This is a genomic window from Streptomyces aurantiacus JA 4570 (assembly GCF_000414115.1).
Taxonomy (GTDB): domain Bacteria; phylum Actinomycetota; class Actinomycetes; order Streptomycetales; family Streptomycetaceae; genus Streptomyces; species Streptomyces aurantiacus_A.
The window spans coordinates 1-26691 of the sequence record NZ_AOPZ01000042.1 but is presented as its reverse complement, the minus strand read 5'-3'; the positions used below and the strand labels follow the sequence as shown (position 1 = coordinate 26691).

The 26691-nt window shown below is 72.4% G+C and carries 25 protein-coding genes; 7 read left to right on the top strand and 18 right to left on the bottom strand.

Translation table 11 applies throughout. From position 1 onward, the window contains the following. Complete coding sequence (locus tag STRAU_RS05510; RefSeq protein ID WP_106967816.1) at positions 1–456, top strand: hypothetical protein; 456 nt, start codon at positions 1–3, stop codon at positions 454–456. Here the strand turns inward: STRAU_RS05510 and STRAU_RS05505 are convergent. The 3 genes from STRAU_RS05505 to STRAU_RS05495 all read right to left on the bottom strand — a co-directional run bounded on the left by STRAU_RS05505 (position 453) and on the right by STRAU_RS05495 (position 2835). After that, entirely contained in the window at positions 453–956 is a 504-nt protein-coding gene (locus STRAU_RS05505) for a GNAT family N-acetyltransferase (protein ID WP_016639256.1), read from the bottom strand. The two genes, STRAU_RS05510 and STRAU_RS05505, sit on opposite strands and share 4 nt — an antisense overlap. A gap of 40 nt (positions 957–996) precedes the next feature. After that, positions 997–1548, bottom strand: a complete 552-nt coding sequence (locus STRAU_RS05500) for an RNA polymerase sigma factor (protein WP_016639255.1) — start codon at positions 1546–1548, stop codon at positions 997–999. A gap of 108 nt (positions 1549–1656) precedes the next feature. Further along, positions 1657–2835 carry a glycerophosphodiester phosphodiesterase gene (locus STRAU_RS05495; RefSeq protein WP_037657693.1) on the bottom strand — a complete coding sequence of 393 codons (1179 nt, stop codon included), beginning with the start codon at positions 2833–2835 and terminating at the stop codon, positions 1657–1659. 448 nt (positions 2836–3283) lie between these two features. On the opposite strand from STRAU_RS05495, the gene STRAU_RS05490 reads away from it, so the two are divergent. Beyond that, positions 3284–3973 (top strand): lysophospholipid acyltransferase family protein, encoded by a 690-nt coding sequence (locus STRAU_RS05490; protein WP_078620979.1) that lies wholly within the window; start codon positions 3284–3286, stop codon positions 3971–3973. Positions 3974–4163: 190 nt separating this feature from the next. Here the strand turns inward: STRAU_RS05490 and STRAU_RS05485 are convergent, their stop codons facing one another. The 5 genes from STRAU_RS05485 to STRAU_RS05465 form a co-directional block, all read right to left on the bottom strand. Next, positions 4164–5705, bottom strand: a complete 1542-nt coding sequence (locus STRAU_RS05485; RefSeq protein WP_016639252.1) for an MFS transporter — start codon at positions 5703–5705, stop codon at positions 4164–4166. Beyond that, entirely contained in the window at positions 5702–6253 is a 552-nt protein-coding gene (locus tag STRAU_RS05480) for a TetR/AcrR family transcriptional regulator (RefSeq protein ID WP_016639251.1), read from the bottom strand. The genes STRAU_RS05485 and STRAU_RS05480 overlap by 4 nt, the downstream gene beginning before the upstream one ends. A gap of 137 nt (positions 6254–6390) precedes the next feature. After that, complete coding sequence (locus tag STRAU_RS05475) at positions 6391–7362, bottom strand: aldo/keto reductase (protein ID WP_016639250.1); 972 nt, start codon at positions 7360–7362, stop codon at positions 6391–6393. Between the two features lie 200 nt (positions 7363–7562). Further along, positions 7563–9002 carry an argininosuccinate lyase gene (gene argH, locus STRAU_RS05470; protein WP_016639249.1) on the bottom strand — a complete coding sequence of 480 codons (1440 nt, stop codon included), beginning with the start codon at positions 9000–9002 and terminating at the stop codon, positions 7563–7565. Positions 9003–9078: 76 nt separating this feature from the next. After that, entirely contained in the window at positions 9079–10272 is a 1194-nt protein-coding gene (locus STRAU_RS05465; protein WP_037657691.1) for an argininosuccinate synthase, read from the bottom strand. A gap of 151 nt (positions 10273–10423) precedes the next feature. Here STRAU_RS05465 and STRAU_RS05460 point away from each other — a divergent pair, with 151 nt between their 5' ends. Together STRAU_RS05460 and STRAU_RS05455 are read left to right on the top strand one after the other, a co-directional pair. Continuing rightward, entirely contained in the window at positions 10424–11011 is a 588-nt protein-coding gene (locus STRAU_RS05460; RefSeq protein ID WP_016639247.1) for a pyridoxamine 5'-phosphate oxidase family protein, read from the top strand. Positions 11012–11104: 93 nt separating this feature from the next. Further along, complete coding sequence (locus STRAU_RS05455; protein ID WP_016639246.1) at positions 11105–12106, top strand: bile acid:sodium symporter family protein; 1002 nt, start codon at positions 11105–11107, stop codon at positions 12104–12106. A gap of 19 nt (positions 12107–12125) precedes the next feature. On the opposite strand, the gene STRAU_RS05450 is transcribed toward STRAU_RS05455, so the two are convergent. The 7 genes from STRAU_RS05450 to STRAU_RS05420 form a co-directional block, all read right to left on the bottom strand. Continuing rightward, positions 12126–12671, bottom strand: a complete 546-nt coding sequence (locus tag STRAU_RS05450; protein ID WP_016639245.1) for an arginine repressor — start codon at positions 12669–12671, stop codon at positions 12126–12128. A gap of 7 nt (positions 12672–12678) precedes the next feature. Beyond that, positions 12679–13932, bottom strand: coding sequence for an acetylornithine transaminase (locus STRAU_RS05445; protein ID WP_016639244.1), 1254 nt, complete (start codon positions 13930–13932; stop codon positions 12679–12681). Then, entirely contained in the window at positions 13929–14855 is a 927-nt protein-coding gene (argB, locus tag STRAU_RS05440) for an acetylglutamate kinase (RefSeq protein ID WP_016639243.1), read from the bottom strand. The genes STRAU_RS05445 and argB overlap by 4 nt, the downstream gene beginning before the upstream one ends. Positions 14856–14920: 65 nt before the next feature. Then, a complete protein-coding gene (argJ, locus tag STRAU_RS05435) occupies positions 14921–16096 on the bottom strand; it encodes a bifunctional glutamate N-acetyltransferase/amino-acid acetyltransferase ArgJ (protein WP_016639242.1) in 1176 nt (391 codons plus the stop codon). Positions 16097–16184: 88 nt separating this feature from the next. Then, the gene (gene argC, locus STRAU_RS05430) at positions 16185–17213 is read right to left on the bottom strand and encodes an N-acetyl-gamma-glutamyl-phosphate reductase (protein ID WP_016639241.1); all 1029 of its coding nucleotides are present in this window, start codon (positions 17211–17213) and stop codon (positions 16185–16187) included. Between the two features lie 325 nt (positions 17214–17538). Beyond that, positions 17539–19758 carry an NADP-dependent isocitrate dehydrogenase gene (locus tag STRAU_RS05425; RefSeq protein WP_016639239.1) on the bottom strand — a complete coding sequence of 740 codons (2220 nt, stop codon included), beginning with the start codon at positions 19756–19758 and terminating at the stop codon, positions 17539–17541. Between the two features lie 123 nt (positions 19759–19881). After that, positions 19882–20349: a MerR family transcriptional regulator gene (locus STRAU_RS05420; protein WP_016639238.1), complete on the bottom strand. Its 468-nt coding sequence runs from the start codon at positions 20347–20349 to the stop codon at positions 19882–19884. A gap of 87 nt (positions 20350–20436) precedes the next feature. Between STRAU_RS05420 and STRAU_RS05415 the strand changes: the two genes are divergently transcribed. Next, positions 20437–21435 carry an SDR family NAD(P)-dependent oxidoreductase gene (locus tag STRAU_RS05415; protein ID WP_259299831.1) on the top strand — a complete coding sequence of 333 codons (999 nt, stop codon included), beginning with the start codon at positions 20437–20439 and terminating at the stop codon, positions 21433–21435. Positions 21436–21456: 21 nt separating this feature from the next. Here the strand turns inward: STRAU_RS05415 and STRAU_RS05410 are convergent, their stop codons facing one another. Continuing rightward, positions 21457–23043, bottom strand: coding sequence for an alpha/beta fold hydrolase (locus STRAU_RS05410; protein WP_016639237.1), 1587 nt, complete (start codon positions 23041–23043; stop codon positions 21457–21459). 248 nt (positions 23044–23291) lie between these two features. Between STRAU_RS05410 and STRAU_RS05405 the strand changes: the two genes are divergently transcribed. Then, a complete protein-coding gene (locus STRAU_RS05405) occupies positions 23292–24281 on the top strand; it encodes an aldo/keto reductase (protein WP_016639236.1) in 990 nt (329 codons plus the stop codon). 94 nt (positions 24282–24375) lie between these two features. After that, a complete protein-coding gene (locus STRAU_RS05400; protein ID WP_037657689.1) occupies positions 24376–24840 on the top strand; it encodes a DUF6314 family protein in 465 nt (154 codons plus the stop codon). Positions 24841–24889: 49 nt separating this feature from the next. Here STRAU_RS05400 and STRAU_RS05395 read toward each other — a convergent pair whose 3' ends face one another. Both STRAU_RS05395 and STRAU_RS05390 read right to left on the bottom strand, forming a co-directional pair. Beyond that, a complete protein-coding gene (locus tag STRAU_RS05395; RefSeq protein WP_016639234.1) occupies positions 24890–25351 on the bottom strand; it encodes a GNAT family N-acetyltransferase in 462 nt (153 codons plus the stop codon). 113 nt (positions 25352–25464) lie between these two features. Next, positions 25465–26691 (bottom strand): aminotransferase-like domain-containing protein (locus tag STRAU_RS05390; protein WP_037657688.1); only part of this gene is annotated, 1227 nt, incomplete at its 5' end.

Here is a 26691-nt window from a genome sequence, read left to right as displayed (position 1 = left end):
GTGACCGACGACGAGCCCCGCGCCGGGCAGGCGAGGCAGCAGCAGCAGCCGCGGCAGAAGCTGATCACCGGCCCCGGCATCCTGCTGGTGTGGCTGTACGGCGTGATGGTCGTGGGCGCGGTGTCGCGCTCCGCGGTCCAGATCTCCACGGACTTCGGCAAGGCCCCGCTCGCGTACACGCTCTCCGCGATCGCCGGCGTCGTCTACGGCTTCATCACGTACTCGCTCGTACGCGGCGGCGAGACGGCCCGCAAGGCGGCGCTGGTGTGCTGCGCCGCCGAGCTGGTCGGCGTGCTCGGCGTCGGGGCCTGGACCCTCGCGGAGCCCTCCGCGTTCCCGGACGCCACGGTCTGGTCGGACTTCGGCATGGGCTATCTGTTCATCCCCGTGCTGCTTCCGGTGACCGCGGTGTTCTGGCTGCGCCGGGCGCGCGGCCAGTCCGGGGAGCCCGCCTAGGCGCTGGTCACGTACGCCCCCGCCTCGGCGTCCTTGGAGAGCGTCACCACCGTCAGGCGGTCGTCCACGCGCTGGGTGCTCACGGGCGCGTAGCCGTGCTTGCGGTAGAGCTGGAGGTTGCTCTCGCTGCGGTGGCCGGTGAACAGCTCGAAGCGCTGCGCGGTACCGCTCTCGCCGAGGCGGCGCTCGATGGCGTCCAGGAGCCGGCCGCCCAGGCCGTGCCGCTGCATCCGCGGGTGCACGATGAGCTTGCCGATCCGGGCCGTGCCCGCCGCGTCGACCGTGCCCCGCACGGACGCCACGACCTCCTCGCCCAGGCGCGCCACCAGGACGCTGCCCTCGGCCAGCTCGGCCTTGATGGAGTCGAGGGTCTGTGTCAGCGGCTCGATGGAGTAGTCGCCGTACAGCTCGGCCTCGCTCTGGTAGCAGAGGTACTGCAGTTTGAGGATCTGCTCGGCGTCCGTGTCGGTCGCCTCCGAGATGGTCACGCTCATGCCCATGTGTGCATGCCTCCCGCTCACCTGCTCCGCCGGTTGTCCCTCACTCCTTTCCCCATGGGTCCGGAGTCGCAACCTCTTGCGCGAGCATTCTGCGCAGGCATCCCAGGCATCGGGAACGTTCCGGCCCCAAAGATCCTTGTGACATTCCCAACTCCCCTGCGATTTCTCGGTAGGTGAGGTCTTTGGGCGACAGAAGCGCAGCCACAAGTCGTGGACAGCGGCCGGGCAGTTTCCGGACGGCGGCGTAGAGGGTGCGGTGCCGGTCGGCCCGCAGCGCCCGCTGTTCGGGGCCCACGCGCGGGTCGGCGGGCTCGGTCGCGTAGGGCCGCTCGCGGCGGGCCGTGCTGCGGGTGCGGCGCGCCTCGTCGCGGACGGCGGCGCGCAGCCAGGCGGCGGGGTCGGCGGGCGGGCCCCCGGCGTCCAGGTGTTCGAGCAGGCGCAGCCAGACGGCCTGCTCCAGGTCGCCGGGGTCGGCGCCGCAGGCGCCCGCCTCGGCCGATGCCTCGGCGGCGAGCAGCGGGCGCAGGGTGGTGACCAGGTCGTACGAGAGCGACGACGGCCGCGTGCGGAGCGGCGGGAGTGAAGGAGCCATGCCGCCATGGACGCGGCCGTTCCGGTTCTGGGTTTCAGGAACGGCCGCGTCTCACCCCAACTGGGGCTTCGGGCAAACCCGTTGACGAGGCGGGTCGGAGACCGGCTCTCAGTCGTCGGCGAAGTCCGCGGCGGCGAGCAGCGCGGTGTCCGGGTTGTCGGAGAAGATCCCGTCGATGCCGGTGGCGAAGTACGTCTTGAACGCGCCGAAGGCGTCGCCGTACGCGTTCGGGTCCGTGCCCTTCTTGAAGTCGGCGGGCAGGAAGGTGTTCTCGTTGCGCATCGTGTAGGGGTGCAGGAGCAGGCCCTCGGCGTGCGCGTCGCGGACCAGGGTGGTCGGCTCCAGGAGCTTGCCGTCGGGGCCCTTGGGGATGACCAGGTCGAGCGTCGGGCCGATGCCCTTGGCGTACGAGGCCATCCACTTCAGGCCCTCGGGCTTGATGAGGTCGGCGACGGTGCGCGGGTCGCCCGCCTCGACGAAGTCCCACGGGCGGGAGGACGCCGTGGACAGCAGCACCACACCGGGGGCGTCGACGAGCTTGCGCAGGCGCTGGATGCTGCTCGGCTCGAAGGACTGCAGGAAGTTCGGGGAGTGCCTGCGGTGGCGGTTGTAGCGGCGCAGCAGCTTGGCGAGCGGCTCCTCCAGGCCGAGGCCGAGACCACGGAAGTACGTGGGGTGCTTGGTCTCGATGTGCAGCCAGACGCGCCGGCCGCGCCGGCGGCCCTCCTTCTCCGCCCAGCGGAAGACCTCTTCGAGGGTGGGTACCTCCCAGCGGCCGTCGTAGAGGGTGTTGCGCTGCCGCGTGCCCGGAATGCGCTCCTTGGCGCGCAGCGTCTTCAGCTCGACGAGCGTGAAGTCCTCGGTGAACCAGCCGGTGAGCTTGGTGCCGTCGACGGTCTTGGTCGTCTTGCGGCCCGCGAACTCGGGGTGCGCGGCGACGTCCGTCGTGCCGGTGATGTCGTTCTCGTGACGGCATACGAGATGGCCGTCCTTCGTCGGCACCACGTCCTGCTCGATGACGTGCGCGCCCATGTCCAGGGCGAGTTGGTACGAGCCCAGCGTGTGCTCGGGCCGGTAGCCGCTGGCCCCGCGGTGCGCGACGACCGTCGGCACGGGCAAGTCCTTGTATCCGCCCCCGTGGCCGCCGTGCCCGTGCTTGTCGTCGGCTCTCGCCACGCCCGGCGCCCCGACGACGGCCGTGCCCGCCCCCAGCACCGCGGCCCCGAGCACCGCACGCCGCCCCGGGCTCGCCCCCGTCCGCCGCTGACCCGATTCCTGCGTCGTCATGAGCGCTCCCTCCCTGTGTACCGCTGTGCTGCGCCTTGCACCTGACAAAGCGGCACCGATCGTAGGTGGCGGCACGTGACGGGCGGGAGTCCTGGGGCCGAACGGGCGGCTGACGCCGCGTGTCGAGTGGGCCCGGCGGCGCGGCGCGCCGGTGGGCGCGCGGCTCCGGAAAACGCGGCACGGCGCGTGCGCCTCGGCTCGCGGACACCTGGAGGGCTTCAGGAAGTGACTTGAAGAGTTCCGGCCGTGAGACGCGTCGTGCGTGAGAAGCACCACTCGGACAAGCCACGCAGTTCGCACAGCGATACCGTCGTCACTGTGGGGTCCTCGCGGGGGCAACAGCAGGCAAAATCAGGTCAACTCTGCGTATCGGTCGCATGAACCCGATGTGCAATCAACGGGGGCCCGCGAGTATGGTCCTCACCTGCACAGACTCGTCGTCGACCCGTTGACACCGGAGGACCTGTTGTCCCGTCTAGCGCTCATCAAGGCAGTGCTTGGACCGATCTTGCGCCTGATGTTCCGCCCGCGGGTCGAAGGCGCCGAGAACATCCCCGGTACCGGCCCCGTCATTCTGGCCGGAAACCACCTGACGTTCATCGACTCGATGATCCTGCCCCTGGTGTGCGACCGGGCCGTCTACTTCATCGGCAAGGACGAGTACGTCACCGGCAAGGGCCTCAAGGGCCGCCTCATGGCGTGGTTCTTCACCGGCGTCGGCATGATCCCCGTGGACCGCGACGGCGGCCGCGGCGGGGTGGCCGCCCTGATGACCGGCCGCCGCATCCTCGACGACGGCAAGGTCTTCGGCATCTACCCGGAGGGCACCCGCTCCCCCGACGGCCGTCTCTACCGCGGCCGCACCGGCATCGCGCGCCTGACCCTGATGACCGGCGCGCCCGTCGTCCCCTTCGCGATGATCGGCACGGACAAGCTCCAGCCCGGTGGCAAGGGGCTGCCGCGGCCCGGCAAGGTGACGGTCCGCTTCGGGGAAGCGATGGAGTTCTCCCGGTACGACGGGATGGACCGGGACCGTTATGTGCTGCGCGCGGTGACGGATTCCGTGATGACGGAGGTCATGCAGCTCTCCGGGCAGGAGTACGTGGACATTTACGCCACTAAAGCCAAGGCGGCGTAGGCCGGGGCTCCCGTTCCGCCGTGCGGAACGCCTGCCCACAGCGGTGAGCGGTGGCGGCCACGCGGCCGGTGCGGTGCCGCGCCCGTAAGGGGCGCGAGGGACTGCGGTACGAAGCGCCCCGTAAGGGGCGCGGGGAACTGCGCGACCAGCCCCCACGGCCCGCAGAAGACACCGCACCCCAGCGAAGCGCTCAGTGCTCGACGCCGTCCTCCAGCTTCTGGCCCTTCAAGAGGAACCATGCCGCCACCGCCGTGGCGAGCAGCACCGCCGCCCCCACGCCCGCGGCCACGCGCAGGCCGTCCACGAAGGCGTCCTGGGCCGCCGCGAGGAGTGGCTCGGCCGTGTGGGCCGGAAGGCTCGCGCCGGCCTCGACCGCGCCGCCCAGTGAGTCGTGCGCCGCCGACGCGGCGTCGGCCGGGGTGCCCGCCGGGGCCGTGAAGTCCCGGTACACACCGGTCACGATGGAGCCGAGCAGGGCGATGCCGAGGGCCGCGCCCAGTTCGTACGCCGTCTCCGAGACGGCGGACGCCGCGCCCGCCTGTTCCTTCGGCACGCTGGACAGGATCACGTCGGCGGTCACCGTGAAGGCGAAGCCCGCGCCGACGCCCACGACCAGCAGCGCCGCGCCGAGCAGCGGATAGCCGGTCTGCTGGCTCAGCACGGTCAGCGAGGCGAGCGCGAGCCCCACCGCCGCGAGCCCGCCCGCGACCACCGCCCGCACCGAGTACCGGCGCGCCACCGTGCCCGCGATCAGACCCGCCGTCACCGCGCCGACAGCCGCGGGCAGTTCGGCGAGGCCCGCCTCGAACGGCTGCCTGCCCTGCACCAGTTGGAGGAACTGGGAGAGGAAGAAGACCAGGCCGGACAGGCCGAGGATGGTCAGCAGGTCGGCGAGGACGGCCGCCGAGAAGCCGCGGTTGCGGAACAGCCGCATGTCCAACAGCGGCGCGGGCAGCGTGAGCTGGCGACGTACGAACCAGACGAGCGCCGCCGCACCGATGGCGCCGGACGCCGCGACGTCCCAGCGGAAGCCGTGCGCCGCCGCCTCCTTGATCGCGTACACGATCCCGATCATGCCGATGAGCGACAGGGCGACGCTGATCAGATCCCAGGGGCCCGGCGCCGGGTTCTTCGACTCGGGCAGCAGCTTGATGCCGACGAGGACGAGGACCGCCATCACCGGCAGGTTGATGAGGAAGACCGAGCCCCACCAGAAGTGTTCGAGCAGGAAGCCGCCGACGACCGGGCCGACCGCCGCGCCCGCCGACGCCATCGCGCCCCACACGCCGACGGCGATGCTGCGCTCGCGCGGGTCGTGGAAGATGTTCCGGATCAGCGCGAGCGTGGACGGCATCAGGGTCGCGCCCGCGACACCCAGCAGGGCGCGCGCCAGGATCATCAACTCCGGCGTCGTGGCATAGGAGTTGAGCACGGACACCGCGCCGAACGCGACGGCGCCCGTGAGCAGCAGCTTCTTGCGGCCGATGCGGTCGCCGAGGCTGCCCATGGACACCAGCAGACCCGCGATCACGAACGAATAGACGTCGCCGATCCACAGCAGCTGGGTGCCGGACGGCTTCAGGTCCTCGCTGATGTACGGCGTCGCGAGGCCGAGGACGGTCGCGTCCACCGCGACGAGCAGCACGGCCAGCGCCAACACCGCGAGGGCGAGCCAGCGACCTGGGTGCCGCTCCACCTCCGCGGGCCGTATGCGCTGTTCGGTGCTTGTCATGATTCCACTCTCCGTTGTGCGCCGCCGATCAGCAGCTCGGCGATCAGGTATGAGAAGTCCTTCGCGGCCACGCGGCCCTCGAGCACGGCCCAGGCGGCGGAGCCGACGAGGCCGTACAGCGCCTCCCGGAGCCACACGGGGCTCAGGTCGATGCGGAACTCGCCGTTCAGCTGGCCGCGCCGGAAGAGGTCGGTGATGCGGATGTCGAGCCGGGTCCAGCCCTCGTGCTGGGCGTCGCCCTCGAAGAGCTGGTTCTCCGTGACGAGGAACGCGAGCAGGCCGGCGGCGGGCTCGATCTCCTTGACGAGGCGCCGCAGCGCGTCCCCCGCGGTGCCCTCGTCCAGGCGCGCCGCGTTCAGCGCCGCCTCGCACTCCTGGATGCCGAGCTCTTCGAGCGCGCGGATCAGCGCGTCCCGCCCGGCGAAGTGGCGGTGCAGGGTGGCGCGGCTGATGCCGGACGCCTTGGCGACCTCGTCCATGGTCGAGGAGCCCTTGCGGGTGAGCTGGGCGGCCGCACTGCGCAGCACCTGGTCACGATCGACTGACATGAGACAACCATAGCCCTTATGAGACAAATTTGTCTCATCGAGGGTGTCGCAGTCTCACGGGAGGGGTGGCCGGGGTCGGTGTGTTCAGCGCCGGGCGTCAGCGCCACGGCCTCAGTGCCGGGGCATACGCCACGGCCTCAGTGCCAGGGCAGCGCGGCCCGCGTGCTCCAGTACGCGGCGGGCTCCTCCGCCAGCTCGGTGAGGCGGTCGACGTGTTCCGCGTCCAGGTCGACGGCCGTCGCGTGCAGGTTCGACACGAGCTGTACGGAGGTGGCGGCGCCGGAGAGCACGACGCCCGCCCAGGGCTGCCGCAGGACCAGGGCGAGGGCGACCGCGTCACAGCCGAGGCCGGCGGACTCGGCGGCGGCCCGGACGGCGGCGGGCGCGCCGGGCCCTGCGAGGCGGCCGTTGGCCATGGCCTCCTTGACCAGGACGGTCAGGCCCGCGTCGTGCGCCTCGGCGAGCGCGGCCCCGGCCGAGGTCTCCAGGGCGTTGTAGGTCGCCTGGACCGTGCGGAACAGCCGCTCGCCGCGCACGGTGACGTCGAGGGCGGCGCGGATCGCGGCGGCCTGCTCGGGGCCGCTCACGGAGAGGCCGACGGTCACGCCCCGGTCGGCCAGGTCGGCGAGGCGGGCGTGCAGTTCCTTGTCGGTGAGGGCCGGGCTCTCGGGGGTCACCGAGTGGATCTGGTAGAGGTCGAGGCGGTCGCCGAGGAGTTCGGCGGTCTCGGCGCGCTGGCGGTCGTACGCGGCGACGCTGTGGTCCTTGACCTCGTGCGCGTCGGCGTCGGTGCGCCAGTCGGCCGTGTACGTGTAGCCCCACTTGCTGCCGACGACGACATCCCGGTTGTCGGGGCGGGCGCGCAGCCAGTCGGCGAGGAACTCCTCCGAACGGCCGTAGGAGCGGGCCACGTCGATGTAGCGCACGCCGAGCGCGTAGGCCGCGTCGAGGAGTTCGAGGGTGCGTTCGCGCAGGGCCTCGACGCTGCGGGAGGGCGGCAGGTCGGCCTCGCGGCCGAGCGTGATGTAGCCGGGCCTGCCGACCGCGGCGAGGCCCAGGCCGATGTGGGCGGTGGGGGTGGTCGCTGCGGCCAGTCGGGCGAAGGGCATTGGGGCTCCACGCTTTTCGGGTTGCGCCGAGGGGGGAACGCGGGTCGCGGTCCCCCCTCAACGTAACCCTTGGCCGGTGCCGGGGCCCTCGCGGGGCGCCCCGGTCCCGCCCCTTCCCGAACCGGGGGCTGCCGCCCCCGGGCCCCCGCTTTGTCGGCGCTTCGCGCCTCGTCCTCAAACGCCGGACTTCGCGCTCGTCCTCAAACGCCGGACGGGCTGATTCCCCTCGCCCACTGGTGCTGTGCGGCTACGTCCGTTTTGATCTCCGCGAGTTGTGCGGCTACCGCCGAGGGGGCCGTGCCGCCTCGGCCGTCGCGGGACGCCAACGCCCCCGGGACGTTCAGGACCGAGCGGACCTCCGGTGTCAGGTGCGGGGAGATCTTCGCGAACTGCTCGTCCGTGAGCTGGTCGAGTTCGATGCCGTGGGCCTCGCACTCCTTGACGCACTCGCCCGCGACCTCGTGCGCGACCCGGAACGGCACGCCCTGCTTGACCAGCCACTCGGCGATGTCCGTGGCGAGCGAGAAGCCGGCCGGGGCCAGTTCCTCCATGCGCTCGCGGTGGACCGTGAGCGTCGCCATCATGCCGGTGAAGGCGGGCAGCAGGACCTCCAGCTGGTCGCAGGAGTCGAAGACGGGCTCCTTGTCCTCCTGGAGGTCGCGGTTGTACGCGAGGGGGAGCGCCTTGAGGGTGGCCATCAGGCCGGTCAGATTGCCGATGAGGCGGCCCGACTTGCCGCGCGCCAGCTCCGCGATGTCCGGGTTCTTCTTCTGCGGCATGATCGACGAGCCGGTCGAGAACGCGTCGTGGAGCGTGACGAAGGAGAACTCCTTCGTGTTCCAGATGATGACCTCTTCGGCGATCCGGGACAGGTTCACGCCGATCATCGCCGTGATGAAGGCGAACTCGGCGACGAAGTCACGCGAGGCCGTGCCGTCGATGGAGTTCGGGACACTCCCCCGCTCGAAACCGAGGTCCTTGGCCACGGACTGCGGGTCGAGGCCGAGGGAGGATCCGGCGAGGGCGCCCGAGCCGTACGGCGAGACGGCCGTCCGCTCGTCCCACTGCCGCAGCCGCTCGGCGTCCCGCGACAGCGACTGGACGTGGGCCAGCACGTGGTGCGCGAAGAGCACCGGCTGGGCGTGCTGGAGGTGCGTGCGGCCCGGCATGGCGACGTCCGGGTGCGCCTCGGCGAGGCCGATCAGCGCCTCCTGGAGCTCGGCGATCAGGCCGCCGATGATCCGGGCGTGGTCGCGCAGGTACATCTTGAAGAGCGTCGCCACCTGGTCGTTGCGGGACCGTCCCGCGCGCAGCTTGCCGCCGAGGTCCGGGCCGAGCCGCTCGAGGAGGCCGCGCTCCAGGGCGGTGTGCACGTCCTCGTCGGCGATGGCGCCGACGAACGAGCCGTCCGCGACATCGGCTTCGAGCCGGTCGAGGCCCGCCAGCATGCGCTCCAGTTCGTCGGCCGTGAGGAGGTCCGCCTTGTGCAGCACGCGCGCGTGGGCGCGGGAGCCTGCGATGTCGTAGGGGGCGAGTCGCCAGTCGAAGTGGACCGACGCGGAGAGTTGCGCCAGCGCTTCTGCGGGGCCGTCGGCGAACCGGCCGCCCCAGAGGCGGACATCGCCGGTGTTGCTGCTCACGTGCTGTGCTCCTCAAGGCTGTTGATGTGCCACCGCCCGTTGCCGCGCGGGCAAGGGGCGCCACTCACGCTACTGCTTACGCCAGGTCCCGCCGGGCGGCGATCTTCGACGACAGGCCGAAGATGTCGATGAATCCCTGCGCCTTGGACTGGTCGAAGGTGTCGCCCGAGTCGTACGTCGCGAGGTTGAAGTCGTACAGGGACTGCTCGGACTTCCGGCCGGTGACGACGGCGCGGCCGCCGTGCAGGGTCATCCGGATGTCGCCGCTGACGTGCTGGTTGGCCTCGTCGATGAAGCCGTCCAGGGCCCGCTTGAGCGGGGAGAACCACAGGCCGTCGTAGACCAGTTCGCCCCAGCGCTGCTCGACCTGCCGCTTGTAGCGGGCCAGTTCGCGCTCGACCGTGACGTTCTCCAGCTCCTGGTGGGCGGTGATCAGGGCGATCGCGCCCGGAGCCTCGTACACCTCACGGGACTTGATGCCCACGAGCCGGTCCTCGACCATGTCGATCCGGCCGATCCCCTGGGCGCCCGCCCGCTCGTTGAGCTGCTGGATCGCCTGGAGGACCGTGACGGGCCTGCCGTCGAGGGCGACCGGCACGCCCTCCTTGAAGGTGATGACGACCTCGTCGGCCTCGCGCGGCGTCGCGGGGTTGGAGGTGTACTCGTACACGTCCTCGACCGGCGCGTTCCAGATGTCCTCCAGGAAGCCGGTCTCGACGGCGCGCCCGAAGACGTTCTGGTCGATGGAGTACGGCGACTTCTTGGTGGTCGCGATCGGCAGGCCCTTGTCCTCGCAGAAGGCGATGGCCTTGTCCCGCGTCATCGCGTAGTCCCGGACCGGGGCGATGCACTTGAGGTCGGGGCCGAGCGCCTGGATGCCGGCCTCGAACCGCACCTGGTCGTTGCCTTTGCCGGTGCAGCCGTGGGCGACGACGCCCGCGCCGTGCTTGTGCGCGGCGGCGACCAGGTGCTTGACGATCGCGGGCCGGGAGAGGGCCGAGACCAGCGGATAGCGGTCCATGTAGAGGGCGTTGGCCTTGATCGCCGGGAGGCAGTAGCCCTCGGCGAACTCGTCCCTGGCGTCCGCGACCTCCGCCTCGACCGCCCCGCAGGCGAGCGCGCGCTTGCGGATGACGTCCAGGTCCTCGCCGCCCTGGCCGACGTCCACGGCGACAGCGATGACCTCGGCGCCCGTCTCCTCGGCGATCCAGCCGATGGCGACGGAGGTGTCAAGGCCGCCCGAGTAGGCGAGTACGACGCGCTCGGTCACGGGTTTCTCCTCACAGACGTTCACAGATGTTCGCTCGCCCGGGGCGGCGCCTGCATGCGCTTCTATGCATGAGTATGCACTTGACCGCATGATTCGTCAATCCACACATGTAGTTAGACAGCGGAACTAAAGAAGGCCATAATCCTTAGACATGGGAAAGACTCACCAGCGCATAGACGGCCGGCTCCGTACGTTCATCGAGGAGCAGCCGATCTTCTTCACCGCGACCTCCCCGCTCGCCGCCGACGGGACCGTCAACCTCTCCCCCAAGGGAGTCAGCGGCTCCTTCGTCGTCCTCGACGAACTCAGCGTCGCCTACCTGGACTTCGCGGGCAGCAACGCGGAGACCATCGCCCATCTGCGGGAGAACGGCCGCATCACGCTCATGTGGTGCGCCTTCCAGGGCCCGCCCAACATCGTCCGGGTGCACGGCCGCGGCGAGCCCGTCTTCCGCGACGACCCGCGCTTCCCCGAACTGCTCGCCCGCTTCCCCGACGTCGATCCCACCCCGCACGGGCTGCGCGCGATCATCGTCGTGACGGCCGACCTCATCCGCGACACCTGCGGCTACGCGGTGCCCTTCATGTCGTACGACGAGGACCGCGACCTGCACGCCAGGCGCTTCGCGCGCGAGGACGATGCCTCGCTGGACGCGTACTTCACGAAGAAGGAGTACATCGCGACGAGCATCGACGGGCTGCCGGGACTGCCGCTGCCGTTGCCGCCGACGCCGGCCTGAGGCCGACCGGCCCCCGCCGCCCGGCAACGCGTGTAGCGACCACATATCGAGACGGGGTTGCGTCCCCGCCGCGCCGGGACGTTGCATCGCCGGGTGCAGACCGAACAGACAACTCCCGGTCCGGCGGCGACGGGTGCCGCGGACGCCGGTTCCGCGGGCCCCGCCGACCGGGCCGCCCGGCGCGCCGTCACCGTGTTCCCCGTCCTCGTCCTGGCCGCGGGTGCCGTCGGGCTCCTGGCGCCGGGGGCCTTCGAGGGATGGGGCACCAACGTCCCGTATCTGCTGGGCGTGGTGATGTTCTGCATGGGGCTCACCATGACCCCGGTCGACTTCCAGGGCGTGGTGAAGCGGCCCTGGGTGGTGGCCCTGGGGCTCGTGGCGCATTACGTGATCATGCCGGGGCTCGGCTGGCTCATCGCCCACGTCCTTGACCTGTCACCGCAGTTGGCGGCCGGAGTGATCCTCGTCGGCTGCGCGCCGAGCGGCACCGCCTCGAACGTCGTGACCTACCTCGCGCGCGGCGACGTGGCCCTCTCGGTGTCCGTCGCGACCGTCTCCACGGTCCTCGCGCCGCTCGTCACGCCGCCGCTCACGCTGCTGCTCGCGGGCGAGTACCTGCCGGTGGACGCGGGGTCGATGGTGACGGACATCCTCAAGACCGTGCTGCTGCCCGTCGCCGCCGGGCTCGTCGTGCGGCTGTGCTTCGGGCGTTACATCGACCGGGCCCGCGTGCTCGGCGCGCTGCCGTGGCTGTCGGCCGCGACCGTCGCCGTCATCGTCGCGGTGGTCGTGGCCGGCAGCGCGGAGGCCATCAAGTCGGCGGCCGCGCTGGTGCTTGTCGCCGTCGTGCTGCACAACGGCCTCGGCCTCGCGCTCGGCTACGGCGCGGGCAAGCTGGCCCGCCTCGGCGCGCCCGCATCCCGCGCGATGGCCTTCGAGGTCGGCATGCAGAACTCCGGCCTCGCCGCGTCCCTGGCCACCGCCCACTTCAGCCCGCTGGCGGCGCTTCCGGCGGCGGTGTTCTCCGTGTGGCACAACGTGTCGGGAGCGGTGGTGGCGGCGTGGATGTCGTACCGGGCGCGGCGCGCGGGCTGACGGAAGCTCCCTGTCGGCGTCAGTGCTCGTTCGAAGCCAGCCGCAGCAGATGGTCCGCCAGCGCCTGGCCCCCCGCCGGCTCCCGGCTGATCAGCATCACCGTGTCGTCCCCCGCGATCGTCCCGAGGATGTCGTGCAGTTCGGCCTGGTCGATGGCCGAGGCGAGGAACTGGGCGGCGCCGGGCGGGGTGCGCAGGACGACGAGGTTGGCCGACGCCTCCGCGGAGATGAGCAGTTCCACGGAGAGGCGCCGCATGCGCTGCTCCTTGGCCGACTCGCCGAGGGGGGCACGGGGCGTGCGGAAACCGCCCTCGCTGGGCACGGCGTAGATCAGGTCGCCCTCGGCGTTGCGGATCTTGACGGCGTTGAGCTCGTCGAGGTCGCGGGAGAGCGTCGCCTGGGTGACCGTCAGGCCGTCGTCGGCCAGGAGCTTCGCCAACTGGCTCTGCGACCGCACGGGCTGCCGGTTGAGGATGTCCACGATCCGGCGGTGGCGTGCGGTGCGGGTCTGCGGCACGGCGGGTCCCGCGTGCTCGGCCGGCCCGTTGTCCTGCGCGTGGCTCATCGTCGTCTCATTCCCCGGATCGTCCTTCCCCGTTGGCCCCGTTGGCCCCGTTGGCCCCGTCGGCCGCGTTGGCCCGGTTGGCCGCGACGGCCTGGTCGAGGACGCCGGGCAGGGCCCGGAGGAAGGCGTCCACCTCGACGTCGCGCACGTTCAGCGGCGGCATGAGCCGTACGACATCGGGGGCGGGCGCGTTCACCAGGAAGCCGGCGTCCTGAGCCGCCTGCTGCACCTGCGCTGCCAGCGGCTCGGTGAGCACGATACCCAGCAGCAGGCCCGCGCCCCTGACATGGTCGACCAACGCGTGGCCGGCTGACTCGATTCCGTCGACCAGCTTCTCGCCCGCGCGCTTGGTGTTCTCCAGGAGCCCCTCGGCCACGACGGTGTCGATGACGGCGAGTCCGGCGGCGCAGGCCACCGGGTTGCCGCCGAAGGTCGTGCCGTGGTGACCGGGCCTGAGCAGCTCGGCCGCCGCGCCGAAGGCGACGGTCGCGCCGAGCGGCAGCCCGCCGCCGAGGCCCTTGGCGAGCGTGACGACGTCCGGGTCCACGCCCTCCTGCGCCAGATGGGCGAACCAGTGGCCGGTGCGACCGATTCCGGTCTGCACCTCGTCGAGGACGAGCAGGGTGCCGGTGGCGCGGGTGATGTCGCGAGCCGCCTTGAGATAGCCGGCCGGCGGCACGACGGCGCCGTTCTCGCCCTGGACCGGCTCGATGATCACGAAGGCGGTGTCCTCGGTGACGGCGGCCCGCAGCGCCTCCACGTCGCCGTACGGAACGTGCGTGACGTCGCCGGGCAGGGGCAGGAACGGCTCCTGCTTGCCGGGCTGGCCGGTGAGCGCGAGGGCGCCCATGGTGCGGCCGTGGAAGCCGCCCTCGGTGGCGACCATGTGCGTGCGGCCCGTCAGCCGGCCGATCTTGAAGGCGCCTTCGTTGGCCTCCGCGCCCGAGTTGCAGAAGAAGACGCGGCCGTCGCGGCCGAAGAGGTCGAGCAGCCGCTCGGCGAGCGCCACCGGCGGCTCGGCGACGAACAGGTTGGACACATGGCCCAGCGCGTTGATCTGCCGGGACACCGCCTCCACGACGGCCGGGTGGCCGTGGCCGAGGGCGTTCACCGCGATGCCGCCGACGAAGTCGGTGTAGCGCTTGCCGTCCGCGTCCCACAGGATGCTGCCCGCGCCGCGGACCAGGGGGATGCGGGGCGTGCCGTAGTTGTCCATCAGGGCGCCCTGCCAGCGCCGGGTCAGGTCCTCGTTGGACGTCATGCCGGGTCCCCCTCGTTCGGCTCCGTCAGCTCGTCCGGCACGACCATCGTGCCGATTCCTTCGTCGGTGAAGATCTCCAGCAGGATCGAGTGCTGGACGCGCCCGTCGATGACGCGCGCGGTGTGCACGCCGTTGCGCACGGCGTGCAGGCAGCCCCGCATCTTGGGCACCATGCCGCTGGCCAGCTCCGGGATGAGCTTCTCCAGCTCGGTGGCCGTCAGCCGGCTGATGACGTCGTCGCTGTTCGGCCAGTCCTCGTAGAGGCCCTCGACGTCGGTGAGCACCATCAGCGTCTCGGCACCAAGCGCCGCAGCGAGTGCCGCAGCCGCCGTATCAGCATTGACGTTGTAGACATGCCCCTTGTCCCCTTCGTCCTGGGAGCGGGCGATCGAGGAGACGACCGGGATGCGGCCGTCCGCGAGCAGCGCCTCGATGGCGCCCGTGTCGATCTCGGTGACCTCGCCGACCTGGCCGATGTCGACCAGCTCGCCGTCGATCAGCGGCCGGTGCCGGGTCGCGGTGATGGTGTGCGCGTCCTCGCCGGTGAGGCCGACGGCGAGCGGGCCGTGCTCGTTGAGCAGGCCCACCAGTTCGCGCTGCACGTGTCCGGCGAGGACCATGCGGACGACGTCCATGGCCTCGGGCGTCGTCACGCGCAGGCCCGCCTTGAACTCGCTGACCAGGCCCTGCTTGTCGAGCTGGGCGCTGATCTGCGGGCCGCCGCCGTGCACCACGACGGGCTTGAGGCCCGCGTGGTGCAGGAACACGACGTCCTGGGCGAAGGCGGCCTTCAGCTCCTTGTCCACCATGGCGTTGCCGCCGAACTTGATGACGACGGTCTTGCCGCGGTGGCGGGTCAGCCAGGGCAGCGCCTCGATCAGGATCTGTGCCTTGGGCAGTGCGGTGTGCTTGCGGGTGCTCATGGGGCTTTCCAGGTGAGGACGGGCGTGCCGCGCGGTGGCGTACGTCCTGTGAGGCGGCATACGCCCTATGAGGAGTACGCGCTGTTCTCGTGGACGTAGTCGGCGGTGAGGTCATTGGCCCAGATGACGGCGGACTCGGAGCCCGCGGCGAGATCTGCGGTGATGCGCACCTCGCGGTAGCGCATGTCCACCAGGTCGCGGTCCTCGCCCACCGAGCCGTTCCTGCAGACCCAGACGTCGTTGATGGCGACGTTCAGGCGGTCCGGCTCGAAGGCGGCGGAGGTGGTGCCGATGGCGGACAGCACCCGGCCCCAGTTGGGGTCCTCCACCCGGCCCCAGTTGGGGTCCTCGCCGTGGATGGCGCACTTGAGGAGGTTGTTGCGGGCGATGGAGCGGCCCACCTCGACGGCGTCGTCCTCGCTGGCGGCGCCGACGACCTCGATGCGGATGTCCTTGCTGGCGCCCTCGGCGTCGCCGATGAGCTGGCGGGCCAGGTCGTCGCACACCTGCCGGACGGCGTCGGCGAACTCCGCGTACTCCGGAGTGACTTCGGCGGCGCCGGAGGCGAGCAGCAGCACCGTGTCGTTGGTGGACATGCAGCCGTCGGAGTCGACCCGGTCGAAGGTGAGGCGGGTCGCCTCGCGCAGCGCCTTGTCCAGGTCGGCGGCGGGCAGATCGGCGTCGGTGGTCAGCACGACCAGCATGGTGGCGAGGCCCGGCGCGAGCATGCCCGCGCCCTTGGCCATGCCGCCGACCGTCCAGCCGGCGCCCTCGGCGACCGCCGTCTTGTGCACGCTGTCCGTCGTCTTGATCGCTATGGCGGCCTTCTCGCCGCCGTGCCCGGACAGGGCCGCGGCGGCCGTCTCGACGCCCGGGAGGAGCTTGTCCATGGGGAGCGTGACGCCGATCAGGCCGGTCGACGCGACGGCGACCTCGCCCGCGCCCAGGCCCAGGACGTCGGCCACCTTCTCGGCGGTGGCGTGCGTGTCCTGGAAGCCCTTCGGGCCCGTACAGGCGTTGGCGCCGCCCGAGTTGAGGACGACCGCGGAGACCTGCCCGCCCTTGAGGACCTGCTCGGACCACAGGACCGGCGCCGCCTTCACGCGGTTCGACGTGAAGACTCCGGCGGCGGCGCGGCGGGGCCCGTCGTTGACCACGAGGGCCAGGTCCGGGTTCCCGCTGTCCTTGATCCCGGCGGCGACCCCCGCCGCCCGGAATCCCTTGGCTGCCGTCACGCTCACTGTGTCTCCTTGTTCGCTTCTCCGCCCGCGCAGCGCAGAGGTGCGGGTTTCGTCGTTGACTGCGGCCCGGTGGCTGCGCGTGCGTCGCTCACGGTGCGACTCCGATCGTCGAAAGCCCGAGCTCCTCCGGGAGCCCGAGGGCGATGTTCATGCTCTGCACCGCGCCGCCGGCGGTGCCCTTGGTGAGGTTGTCGATGGCGCTGATGACGATCACGCGGCCGGACGCCGGGTCGTGGGCCGCCTGGACGTGCACGGCGTTGGAGCCGTACACCGACGCCGTGGCGGGCCACTGGCCCTCGGGCAGCAGGTGCACGAACGGCTCGTCGGCGAACGCCTTCTCGTAGGCCGCGCGCACGCTCTCCGCGCTCACGCCCGGCTTCGCCTTGGCGCTGCAGGTGGCGAGGATGCCGCGCGGCATGGGGGCCAGCGTCGGCGTGAAGGAGACCGTGACGCGCGAGCCCGCGGCGGCGCTCAGGTTCTGGATCATCTCCGGCGTGTGCCGGTGCGCCCCGCCGACGCCGTACGGCGACATGGAGCCCATGACCTCCGAGCCGAGCAGATGCGGCTTGGGCGCCTTGCCCGCGCCGGACGTGCCGGACGCCGCGACGATCACCGCCTCGTCCTCGACGAGCCCGGCGGCGTACGCGGGGAAGAGCGCCAGCGAGACCGCCGTCGGATAGCACCCGGGCACCGCGATGCGCTTGGTACCCGCGAGCGCGGCACGGGCGCCGGGCAGCTCGGGCAGGCCGTACGGCCAGGTGCCCGCGTGCGCGCTGCCGTAGAACCTCTCCCAGTCCGCGGCGTCCTTCAGGCGGAAGTCGGCGCCCATGTCGACGACGAGCACGTCGGGGCCGAGCTGCTCGGCGACGGCGGCGGACTGGCCGTGCGGCAGGGCGAGGAAGACGACGTCGTGGCCGGCCAGGCTCTCGGCGGTGGTCGGCGCGAGCACGCGCTCGGCGAGCGGGGCCAGGTGCGGCTGGAGTGCGCCCAGGCGCTCACCCGCGTTCGAGTGGGCGGTGAGCGTGCCGATCTCGATCTCGGGGTGGGCGGCCAGGAGCCTCAGCAGCTCCCCGCCCGCGTATCCGCTCGCTCCCGCGACCGCTGCGCGTACCGTCATGGAATCCTCCTGCGTGAATGGCATGAATATACATTGCGCCGCACGTTTATACAACGGGGATGCGGGCCGCCCGTCGTACCCGACTGCTGGTGAGGTGTCGCCGGAGCCCCCGAACCGGGCTCCGCCCCGCCCCCGAGGTGCATCGAAGCTCGGCCCATCATGGCACCGGGACGGCGCGGACCGGCAGGAACGGCGGGCAGTCGCCGGCCGGTCGGCGGCACGGCGGTCCGGAACCGCGACCGCCCCGGCCGGCTGCTGCCGACCGGGGCGGGACACGCGGTGCGCGTCGGACGCGTGGGTGCCCGGTGCGTGGGCGCCGGGTGCGTCAGGCGAGCGAGGCGATCGCCTGGTTGAGCGTGGCCGACGGACGCATGACCGCCGACGCCTTGGCGGCGTCGGGCTGGTAGTAGCCGCCGATGTCGGCCGGCTTGCCCTGGACGGCGACGAGCTCGCCGACGATGGTCTGCTCCTGCTCGGCCAGCGTCTTGGCGAGCGGGCCGAACGCCTCGGCGAGCTGCGCGTCGTCGGTCTGCTTGGCCAGCTCCTGCGCCCAGTACAGGGCCAGGTAGAAGTGGCTGCCGCGGTTGTCGATGCCGCCCAGCTTGCGGCTCGGCGACTTGTTCTCCTCCAGGAAGGTCGCCGTCGCGCGGTCCAGGGTGTCCGCGAGGATCTGGGCGCGCGCGTTGCCCGTGGTCTGCGCGAGGTGCTCGAAGGAGACCGCGAGCGCGAGGAACTCGCCGAGGCTGTCCCAGCGCAGGTAGTCCTCCTTGACGAGCTGCTGCACGTGCTTGGGAGCGGAGCCGCCGGCGCCGGTCTCGAACAGGCCGCCGCCGTTCATCAGCGGGACGACCGAGAGCATCTTGGCGCTGGTGCCGAGCTCCAGGATCGGGAACAGGTCCGTCAGGTAGTCACGCAGGACGTTGCCGGTGACGGAGATCGTGTTCTCGCCGCGGCGGATGCGCTCCAGGGAGAAGCGGATCGCGTCGACCGGCGCCATGATCTCGATCTGCAGGCCCTCGGTGTCGTGCTCGGGGAGGTACCGCTCGACCTTGGCGATGAGCTGCGCGTCGTGGGCGCGGTCCTCGTCCAGCCAGAAGACCGCCGGGTCGCCGGTGGCGCGGGCGCGCGAGACGGCGAGCTTCACCCAGTCCTTGATCGGGGCGTCCTTGGTCTGGCACATGCGGAAGATGTCGCCCGCGGCGACCGCCTGCTCCAGGACGACGTTCCCGGCCTCGTCGACGACGCGGACGGTGCCCTCGGCCGCGATCTCGAAGGTCTTGTCGTGGCTGCCGTACTCCTCGGCCTTCTGCGCCATCAGGCCGACGTTCGGGACGGAGCCCATGGTGGCCGGGTCGTAGGCGCCGTTGGCGCGGCAGTCGTCGATGACGACCTGGTAGATGCCGGCGTAGGAGCTGTCCGGGAGGACCGCGAGGGTGTCGTGCTCGCCGCCGTCCGGGCCCCACATGTGGCCGGAGGTGCGGATCATCGCCGGCATGGAGGCGTCGACGATGACGTCGCTCGGTACGTGCAGGTTGGTGATGCCGCGGTCGGAGTCGACCATGGCCAGCTCGGGGCCCTCGGCGAGCTCCGCGTCGAAGGACGCCTGGATCTCGGCGCCGTTCGGCAGCGCCTCCAGGCCCTTGTGGATGCCGCCCAGGCCGTCGTTCGGGGTCAGGCCCGCGGCGGCGAGCGCGTCACCGTACTTCGCGAAGGTCTTCGGGAAGAAGGCGCGCACCACGTGACCGAAGATGATCGGGTCCGAGACCTTCATCATCGTGGCCTTCAGGTGCACGGAGAACAGCACGCCCTCGGCCTTGGCGCGGGCGATCTGCGCGGTCAGGAACTCGCGCAGCGCGGCGACGTGCAGGACGGAGGCGTCCACGACCTCGTCCGCGAGGACCGGCACGGACTCGCGCAGGACGGTGGTGGAGCCGTCCGCGGCGGCCAGCTCGATGCGCAGGGTGCCCGCGGCGCCGATGACGGCGGACTTCTCCGTGGAGCGGAAGTCGTTCTCGCCCATGGTGGCGACGTTCGTCTTGGAGTCGGCCGTCCAGGCGCCCATGCGGTGCGGGTGCTTGCGGGCGTAGTTCTTGACCGACGCGGGGGCGCGGCGGTCGGAGTTGCCCTCGCGCAGGACCGGGTTGACGGCGGAGCCCTTGACCTTGTCGTAGCGGGCGCGGGTGTCGCGCTCCTCGTCGGTCTTCGGGTCGTCCGGGTAGTCGGGCAGTGCGTAGCCCTGCTCCTGCAGCTCGGCGATGGCCGCCTTGAGCTGCGGGATGGACGCCGAGATGTTCGGCAGCTTGATGATGTTCGCCTGCGGCGTCTTGGCCAGCTCGCCCAGCTCGGCCAGCGCGTCGTCGATGCGCTGACCCGCCTCCAGGCGCTCCGGGAAGCTCGCGATGATCCGGCCCGCCAGGGAGATGTCACGGGTCTCGACGTTCACACCCGCCGTCGAGGCGTACGCCTGGATCACGGGCAGGAAGGAATGCGTCGCGAGGGCGGGGGCCTCGTCAGTGTGCGTGTAGATGATGGTCGAGTCAGTCACCGGGTGCTCCGCTCCACGTCTGCAACATTGCTCGACATCAAGATATCTCGTGCCGACGGGGGTGCGGACAGGGCCCTCGTCCGAGTTCCGGGCCCGGCGCGCGGGCGCGGCACCGGCGTCCGGTCACCGGGACGGCGCGGGCGCCCACACCCCCGCCGCCGTGCCCTCGCGCACATGCTTCTCGTACGCGACGACCTTGCCGTGGATGATCTCCAGGCTCGCGTCGAGATCGGCGATCCGCGCGCGGACGGCCCGCTCGTGCTCCTGGAGCAGGGCGAGCCGTTCGGCCTCGTTCCCCGGACCCGAACGGACAAGTCCGGCAAACCGCTTCAGTTCGGCGATCGGCATGCCGGACGCCCGCAGCCGGTTGCACAGGGCGAGCCACTCCACGTCGGCGGGCGCGTACACGCGCCGCCCGCCGCCGGTCCGGGGGATCGGCCGCAGGAACAGCGCTTCGCGCTCGAAGAACCGGAGCGCGTGCACGCTGAGGCCGGTGGCGTCGGCGACCTCTCCGATGGACAGTCCGGCGTGCTCGCCGTCGTCTGCGTGCTTGTCGTCGTCTGCGTGCTTGTCGTCGTCTGCGTTCCCCACGCGCGCGTCCCCTGCGTTCCCCACGCGCACCTCCCCTTCCGGGCCGAGCTTGATCTAGATCGCAGTCTAGGTTCTAGCGTCCTGGCCATGACGAACCTGCCTATGACGAACCCGCCCCTGACGCACAGGACCACCGCTCAGCGCCCGCTCGGCTCCGGCCACGACGCCCGCAGCACCGCCGACGACGTACTGCAGGGCATCGATCTCACCGGCCGGACCGCCGTGATCACCGGCGGCTACTCCGGGCTCGGCCTGGAGGCGACCCGCGCCCTCGCCCGCGCCGGGGCCCATGTGATCGTCCCGGCGCGCAGGCCGGAGACGGCGGCGGCCGCCCTGCGCGGCACCCCGGGCACGGAGGTCGCCGCGCTCGACCTCGCGGACCTCGACAGCGTCCGCGCGTTCGCCGACGAGGTGCTGGCGGGCGGCCGCGCCGTCGACGTGCTCATCGCCAACGCGGGCATCATGGCCTGCCCGGAGACCCGGGTGGGGCCCGGCTGGGAGGCCCAGTTCGCGGTGAACCACCTCGGCCACCACGCCCTGGTCAACCGCCTCGCCCCGGCCCTGACGCCGGGCCGCGCCCGGGTCGTGTCGGTGGCGTCGTCGGGCCACTTCCTCTCCGGCATCCGCTGGGACGACCTCCACTTCCGCCGCGGACCGTACGACCGGTGGCTCGCGTACGCCCAGTCCAAGACGGCCAACGCCCTGTTCGCCCTGCGCCTCGACGCCCTCGCGGGCGACCGCGGGCCGCGCGCCTTCGCCGTGCACCCCGGCAGCATCCTCACCCCGCTCCAGCGCCACATCCCGCGCGAGGAGCAGATCGCGCAGGGCTGGACGGACGCCGACGGCAGGCCGGCCGAGGGCTTCAAGTCCCCGGCCCAGGGCGCGGCGACGGCCGTGTGGGCGGCGACCTCGCCCCTGTTGGCGGAGCACGGCGGCGCCTACTGCCAGGACTGCGACATCGCCGGGCCCGCGACCACGGACGACATGCTGATCGGCGGCGTCAAGCCGTGGGCGGTGGACCCGGCCGCGGCGGCCCGGCTCTGGCAGCTGTCCGCCGAACTCACCGGCCTCGACGCCTTCGCGTAGCCGGGGCCCCCGCCCACCCCGTCAGTCGGTGGCCGGGGCCGGGCACTCGACGTCCCGCTCCGGCAGCGCGCCGCCGCCGAGGTAGGCGTTGACGGACCGGTCCGCGCACGGCACCCGCGTCAGGCCCTCGACCGCACGGCCGTAGACCCCGTGGGCGCGGATGTCGGTGGCCACCAGCCGGGAGCCGCGCAGCGCGCGATGCATGGCGAGCGCGTCCGCGAACCGCGTGTGGTCGCGCTTCGCCTGGAGCATCAGGACGGGTACGTCGTTGTCGACGGTCACGGCGGGCTCGCGCGGCGGCTGCTCGAAGAACAGGCAGGGCGCGGTCAGGCCGTTCACGAACGGCCCGAAGACGGGCTCGGTGGCGCGGCTGCGGACACTGTTCTTCCAGTACGTCTCCGTGGAGTCGGGCCAGCCACCGGCGGGCCAGCCGCCGTCGCCGCACATGAAGAGCGTGCCGCCGAGCATGCTGTCGGCGGCCTCGGGCGAGTTCAGCATCTTGAGCATGGCGGCGAGTTCGGGCCCCGGCTCCGTCAGCTCCCCCTGGCCGGCGGCGACGAGGTCGCGTACCAGCGAGGCCGTCGTGGCGTCGTTCTCCCCCTGCGTGAGGGGCTGCTTGAGGATCATCCGCAGCAGCGGCGCGGTCAGGCGCTGCCCGGCCACGGTCAGCGGCCGCCGCTCCGCGTGCGTGAGCAACTTCTCGACGTGGGCGCGGACTTGGGCGGCGGTGCGGCCGAGCCGGTACGTCGCGTGGTGCCGCGCCGTCCACGCGGCCCACTCGTCCAGGGCGCGCTCGGCGGGCGCGCCCGAGCGCCGGAACTGCTCGTACTGCGTGGCGGCGGGGTCGGTGACGGAGTCGACGACGAACCGGTCGACGCGGCGCGGGAACATCTGCGTGTACGTGGCGCCCAGGTCGGCGCCGTACGAGACGCCGTAGTACGAGAGCTTCCGCTGCCCGAGGGCCGCGCGGATCACGTCCATGTCGCGGGCGACGTTGCGGGACGAGGCGTGCGGCAGCAGCGCGCGGTTGTCGCCGTGCTCGTGGCAGCGGCGGGCGTCCTCGCGGCCGGTGCGCACCGACGCCTCGAAGTCCTCGCGGGGGCTGGTCGTCGGCCCGGGCGGCGGAGGCTTGCGCGCCGGGCCGCAGACGATCGGCGTGCTGTCGCCGAGGAAGCGCGGGTCGAAGCCGATCAGGTCGTAGCGGCCCGCGACGCCCTTGAGGGCGGGGCGCAGGGCGAGGGTGTGGGCGAGGCCCGTGCCGCCGGGTCCGCCCGGGTTGGTCAGCAGGGCGCCGCGGCGCCGGCCCGCCGGAGCGGTGGCCTTGACGCGGGAGACCGCGATCTCGATGGTGCGGCCGTCCGGGTCGGCGTAGTCGAGCGGAACCGTGACGCGGGCGCAGCGCGCGCCCGCCGCGTTCAGCTCCTTCTGCGCGGCGGGGCACGGGCCCCAGTCCGGGCGCTGCCGCTCGTACTTGGCGAGGGCGGCCGTCCCGGCCGGTGCCGCGGGCCGCTCGGACGAGCCCTGCGCGGTCGAGGCGTGCGCGGGGAGGCCGCCCGCGAGGACGGCGGCGAGGCCGAGCCCGGCGGTGGTCGTGGCGGTGGCGCGCATCGTGCTCCTCGATGTCGTGCGGGGTCTTTGGCGGTGCCCGGGGTGCGGTCATCACGGTCTCGGGCGGTGCCCGGGCGCGGTCACCACGCTAGGAACGCGGGCGGGGCGGGGGCCATCCGGCCAGCAGGAGCCTGGCGCGGGGGACAGCCCCCGGCGCCCGCTGTCATGGAGTTTCCGACGCTTGCCATGGAGCGCACTTCAACTCCTAGGGTCACGCCGAAGATCACCGCACCACAGGAGGTACGACCATGACCGGCATGCCCACACGCGCGCTCGGCGCCCTGACGGTCTCCGCCCAGGGACTCGGCTGCATGGGGATGAGCCACGGCTACGGCACCTCGGACGACGCGCAGTCGACCGCCACCATCCACCGCGCGCTCGACCTCGGCGTCACCCTGTTCGACACCTCCGACTTCTACGGCGGCGGACACAACGAGGAGCTGATCGGCCGGGCCCTCGCGGGCCACCGGCGCGAACAGGCCGTCCTCGCCACGAAGTTCGGCTTCGCCAACCGCCTGGGCGAGCCGACCGCCCTCCGGGGCGACGCCGCGTACGTACGCCAGGCCTGCGACGCCTCCCTGCGCCGGCTCGGCGTCGACCACATCGACCTCTACTACCAGCACCGCGTCGACCCGGACGTGCCCATCGAGGAGACCGTCGGCGCGATGGCCGAGCTCGTCGCCGCCGGCAAGGTGCGCCACCTCGGCCTCTCGGAGGCGAGCGCCCGCACGATCCGCCGTGCGCACGCCGTGCACCCGATCACGGCGCTGCAGAGCGAGTGGTCGCTGTGGACGCGGGACCTGGAGGCCGAGATCGTGCCGGTCTGCCGGGAGCTCGGCATCGGCGTCGTGCCGTTCTCGCCGCTCGGCCGCGGCTTCCTGACCGGCCGGGTCACCTCCGTCGACGGCCTGGAGGCGGGCGACCTGCGGCGCACCCAGCCGCGGTTCGCCGACGGCAACCTGGAGCGGAACCTCGCCATCGTCGACGCCCTGAACGACCTCGCCGCGCGGCGCGGCGTCACGGCCGGCCAGCTCGCGCTCGCCTGGGTGCAGCACCGCGGCGCCGACGTGGTCCCGATCCCGGGCACGCGCCGCCAGAAGTACCTGGAGGAGAACCTGGCCGCCGCCACCCTCGACCTGTCCGCCGAGGAACTGGCCGCGATCGACGCGGTGGCGCCCGCGGACGGGGTCGCGGGGACGCGCTACGACGAGGGCAGCATGTCGGCTGTCGACCAGTAGGCCGCCCGAGGCACCCGGAAGCAAGCCGGCCGAGACACCCGAGGCGCCCCGACCCGGTCATGTCGACAAGTCGCCCGCCGAGTAGCCTGCGCGTATGCCCTTGCACGCGGTGCCCGACGCCCTCACCTACCTGGCCGGCGACTGGTACGTCGAGCGGACGGTGCGGGACTTCGCGGGCGCGGCGGATGAACCGGTGGAGGGGCGGTTCACAGGGACGACCCGGTTCACACCGATCGACGGCGGGGGGCTGCTGCACCACGAGTCCGGCACGTTCACCTGGCACGGCGTGGCCCGGCCCGCCGAGCGCACGCTGCGCTTCCTGCCGGGCGAGGGCACGGGCGGGGACGCGGGCACCGTGCGCGTCCACTTCGCCGACGGCCGCTTCTTCCACGACCTGGACCTGCGCTCCGGCCGCCACACCGCCGACCACCCGTGCTCGGCGGACCTGTACCGGGGCGAGTTCGAGGTGTACGAGGAGGCGCGCTGGCGCACCCGGTGGCGGGTGGCGGGGCCCGCCAAGGATCTGCTCCTGACGACGGACTACACGCGCCGGCCCTGACCCCGGGGCGCGCTGGCCCAAGAGGTCCCCGCCGCCCGGGCCCGAGGGGTCACTGCTCGCCGAGCACCATCCACCGGTCCGGGTTCTCCAGCACGGCGAACCCCACCTTCTCGTACACCTCGTGCGCGTCCCCGGTCGCGAGCAGGATCCTGCGCATCCCGTAGGGGGCGAGGTGGTCCCGCACTCCGGCCGCGAGGGCGGTGCCGAGCCCCTTGCCGCGCACCGAGCGGTCGACGTACACGTCGCAGAGGTAGGCGAACGTCGCGTGGTCGGTCACCACGCGGGCGTACGCCACCTGTGCGCGCGAAGCCTCTTCGTACACGCCGAAGTTGAGCGATCCGGCGATGGCCGCGTCCTGCTGCTCGCGGGATCTGCCGAGGGCCCAGTAGGCGTCCGTGGACAGCCACCGGTGGATGCGGGCGGGGTCGAGGCGGGCCGGATCGGTGGACAGCTCGTACCCGTCGGGGAAGGCGTACTCGATTCCGTCAGGGGCTACGTACTCGTTGGTCATGACGTGAGACTCGCAGGAGCGGCGCCCGGCGTCGAGCCTCTTTCACCACTCCCGCGCACACCGCCCGGCAACCGCCCCGGGCGCCGACACCCGCCGGGCGCCGCCCGAGACCGTCATCCCAGCACCTCGTCGCACGCCGCCCGCAGCCTGCGCACCCCCTCGGCGATCTCCCCCGCTCCCGCCAGCGCCGCGAAGCTCAGCCGGAGATGCGCCGCCGGCGGCTCCGCCGCGAAGTACGGCCGCCCCGGCGCCACCGCGACCCCGGCGCGCAACGCGGCCGCCGCGAGGCCGAGTTCGTCGGTGCCGTCGGGCAGCCGCAGCCACAGGTGGTAGCCGCCGACCGGGACGTGCGGCAGCGCGAGCTCGGGCAGGCGCAGCCGCAGCGCCGCCGCGAGGGCGTCCCTGCGGTCCCGCAACTCGGCCGCCACCGTACGCAGATGGCGCGGCCAGGCCGGTGAGCCGACGAGTTCGAGCGCGGCCTCCTGGAGCGGCCTCGGCACGAAGAAGTGGTCGACGACCTGGATCGCGCGCAGCCGCTCCAGGACGGGACCCCGCGCGGCGAGCGCGCTCACGCGGAAGCTCGGCGAGGTCGCCTTGGTGAGCGAGCAGACGTGCACGACGACGCCGTCCCGGTCGTCGGCCGTGAGCGGCGTCGGCAGCGGTCCGGCGTCCTCGTGCACGAGGCGGCGTACGAAGTCGTCCTCGACGACGAACGCCCCCGCCTCGCGGGCGATCCGCAGCACCTCGGGGCGGCGCTCGGCGGACAGCACGGCGCCGGTCGGGTTCTGGAACAGCGGCTGGCAGACGAACACGCGGGCCCCGGTCGCCCGGAACGCGGCCTCCAGCAGCTCAGGCCGCACGCCGTCGGTGTCCACGGGAACGGGCACCGGCCGCAGTCCGGCGGCACGCGCGATCGCCAACAGGCCCGGGTACGTGGGCGATTCGAGCAGCACCGGCGCACCGGGCGGGGCGAGCGCGCGCAGCGTGGTCGTCAGGGCGCTCTGCCCGCCCGAGGTGATCAGGACCTCCGCGGCCGTGATCGCGCCGCCCATGCCGCGCGCGAACCACTCGCGCAGCTCCGGCAGACCCTCGATCGGGGGCCGGTCCCAGGCTCCGGGGCGCCGGCCGGCCCGCGCGAGGGCTGCCGCCATGGCGCGCTCGGGCTGAAGTGAGGCGTGCAGATAGCCGCTGTTGAACTCGACGACGCCGGGTGGCGGCGCCGCGAGCGTGGCGAGGACGCCGGTGGCGTCGACGGAGCGCGGCACGACCTCCGTGGCGGCGTCCGCGCTGAGCGTCACCTCCTGCCAGGAGGTGTCCCCGACGGCCGCGGCGGCCGCGCT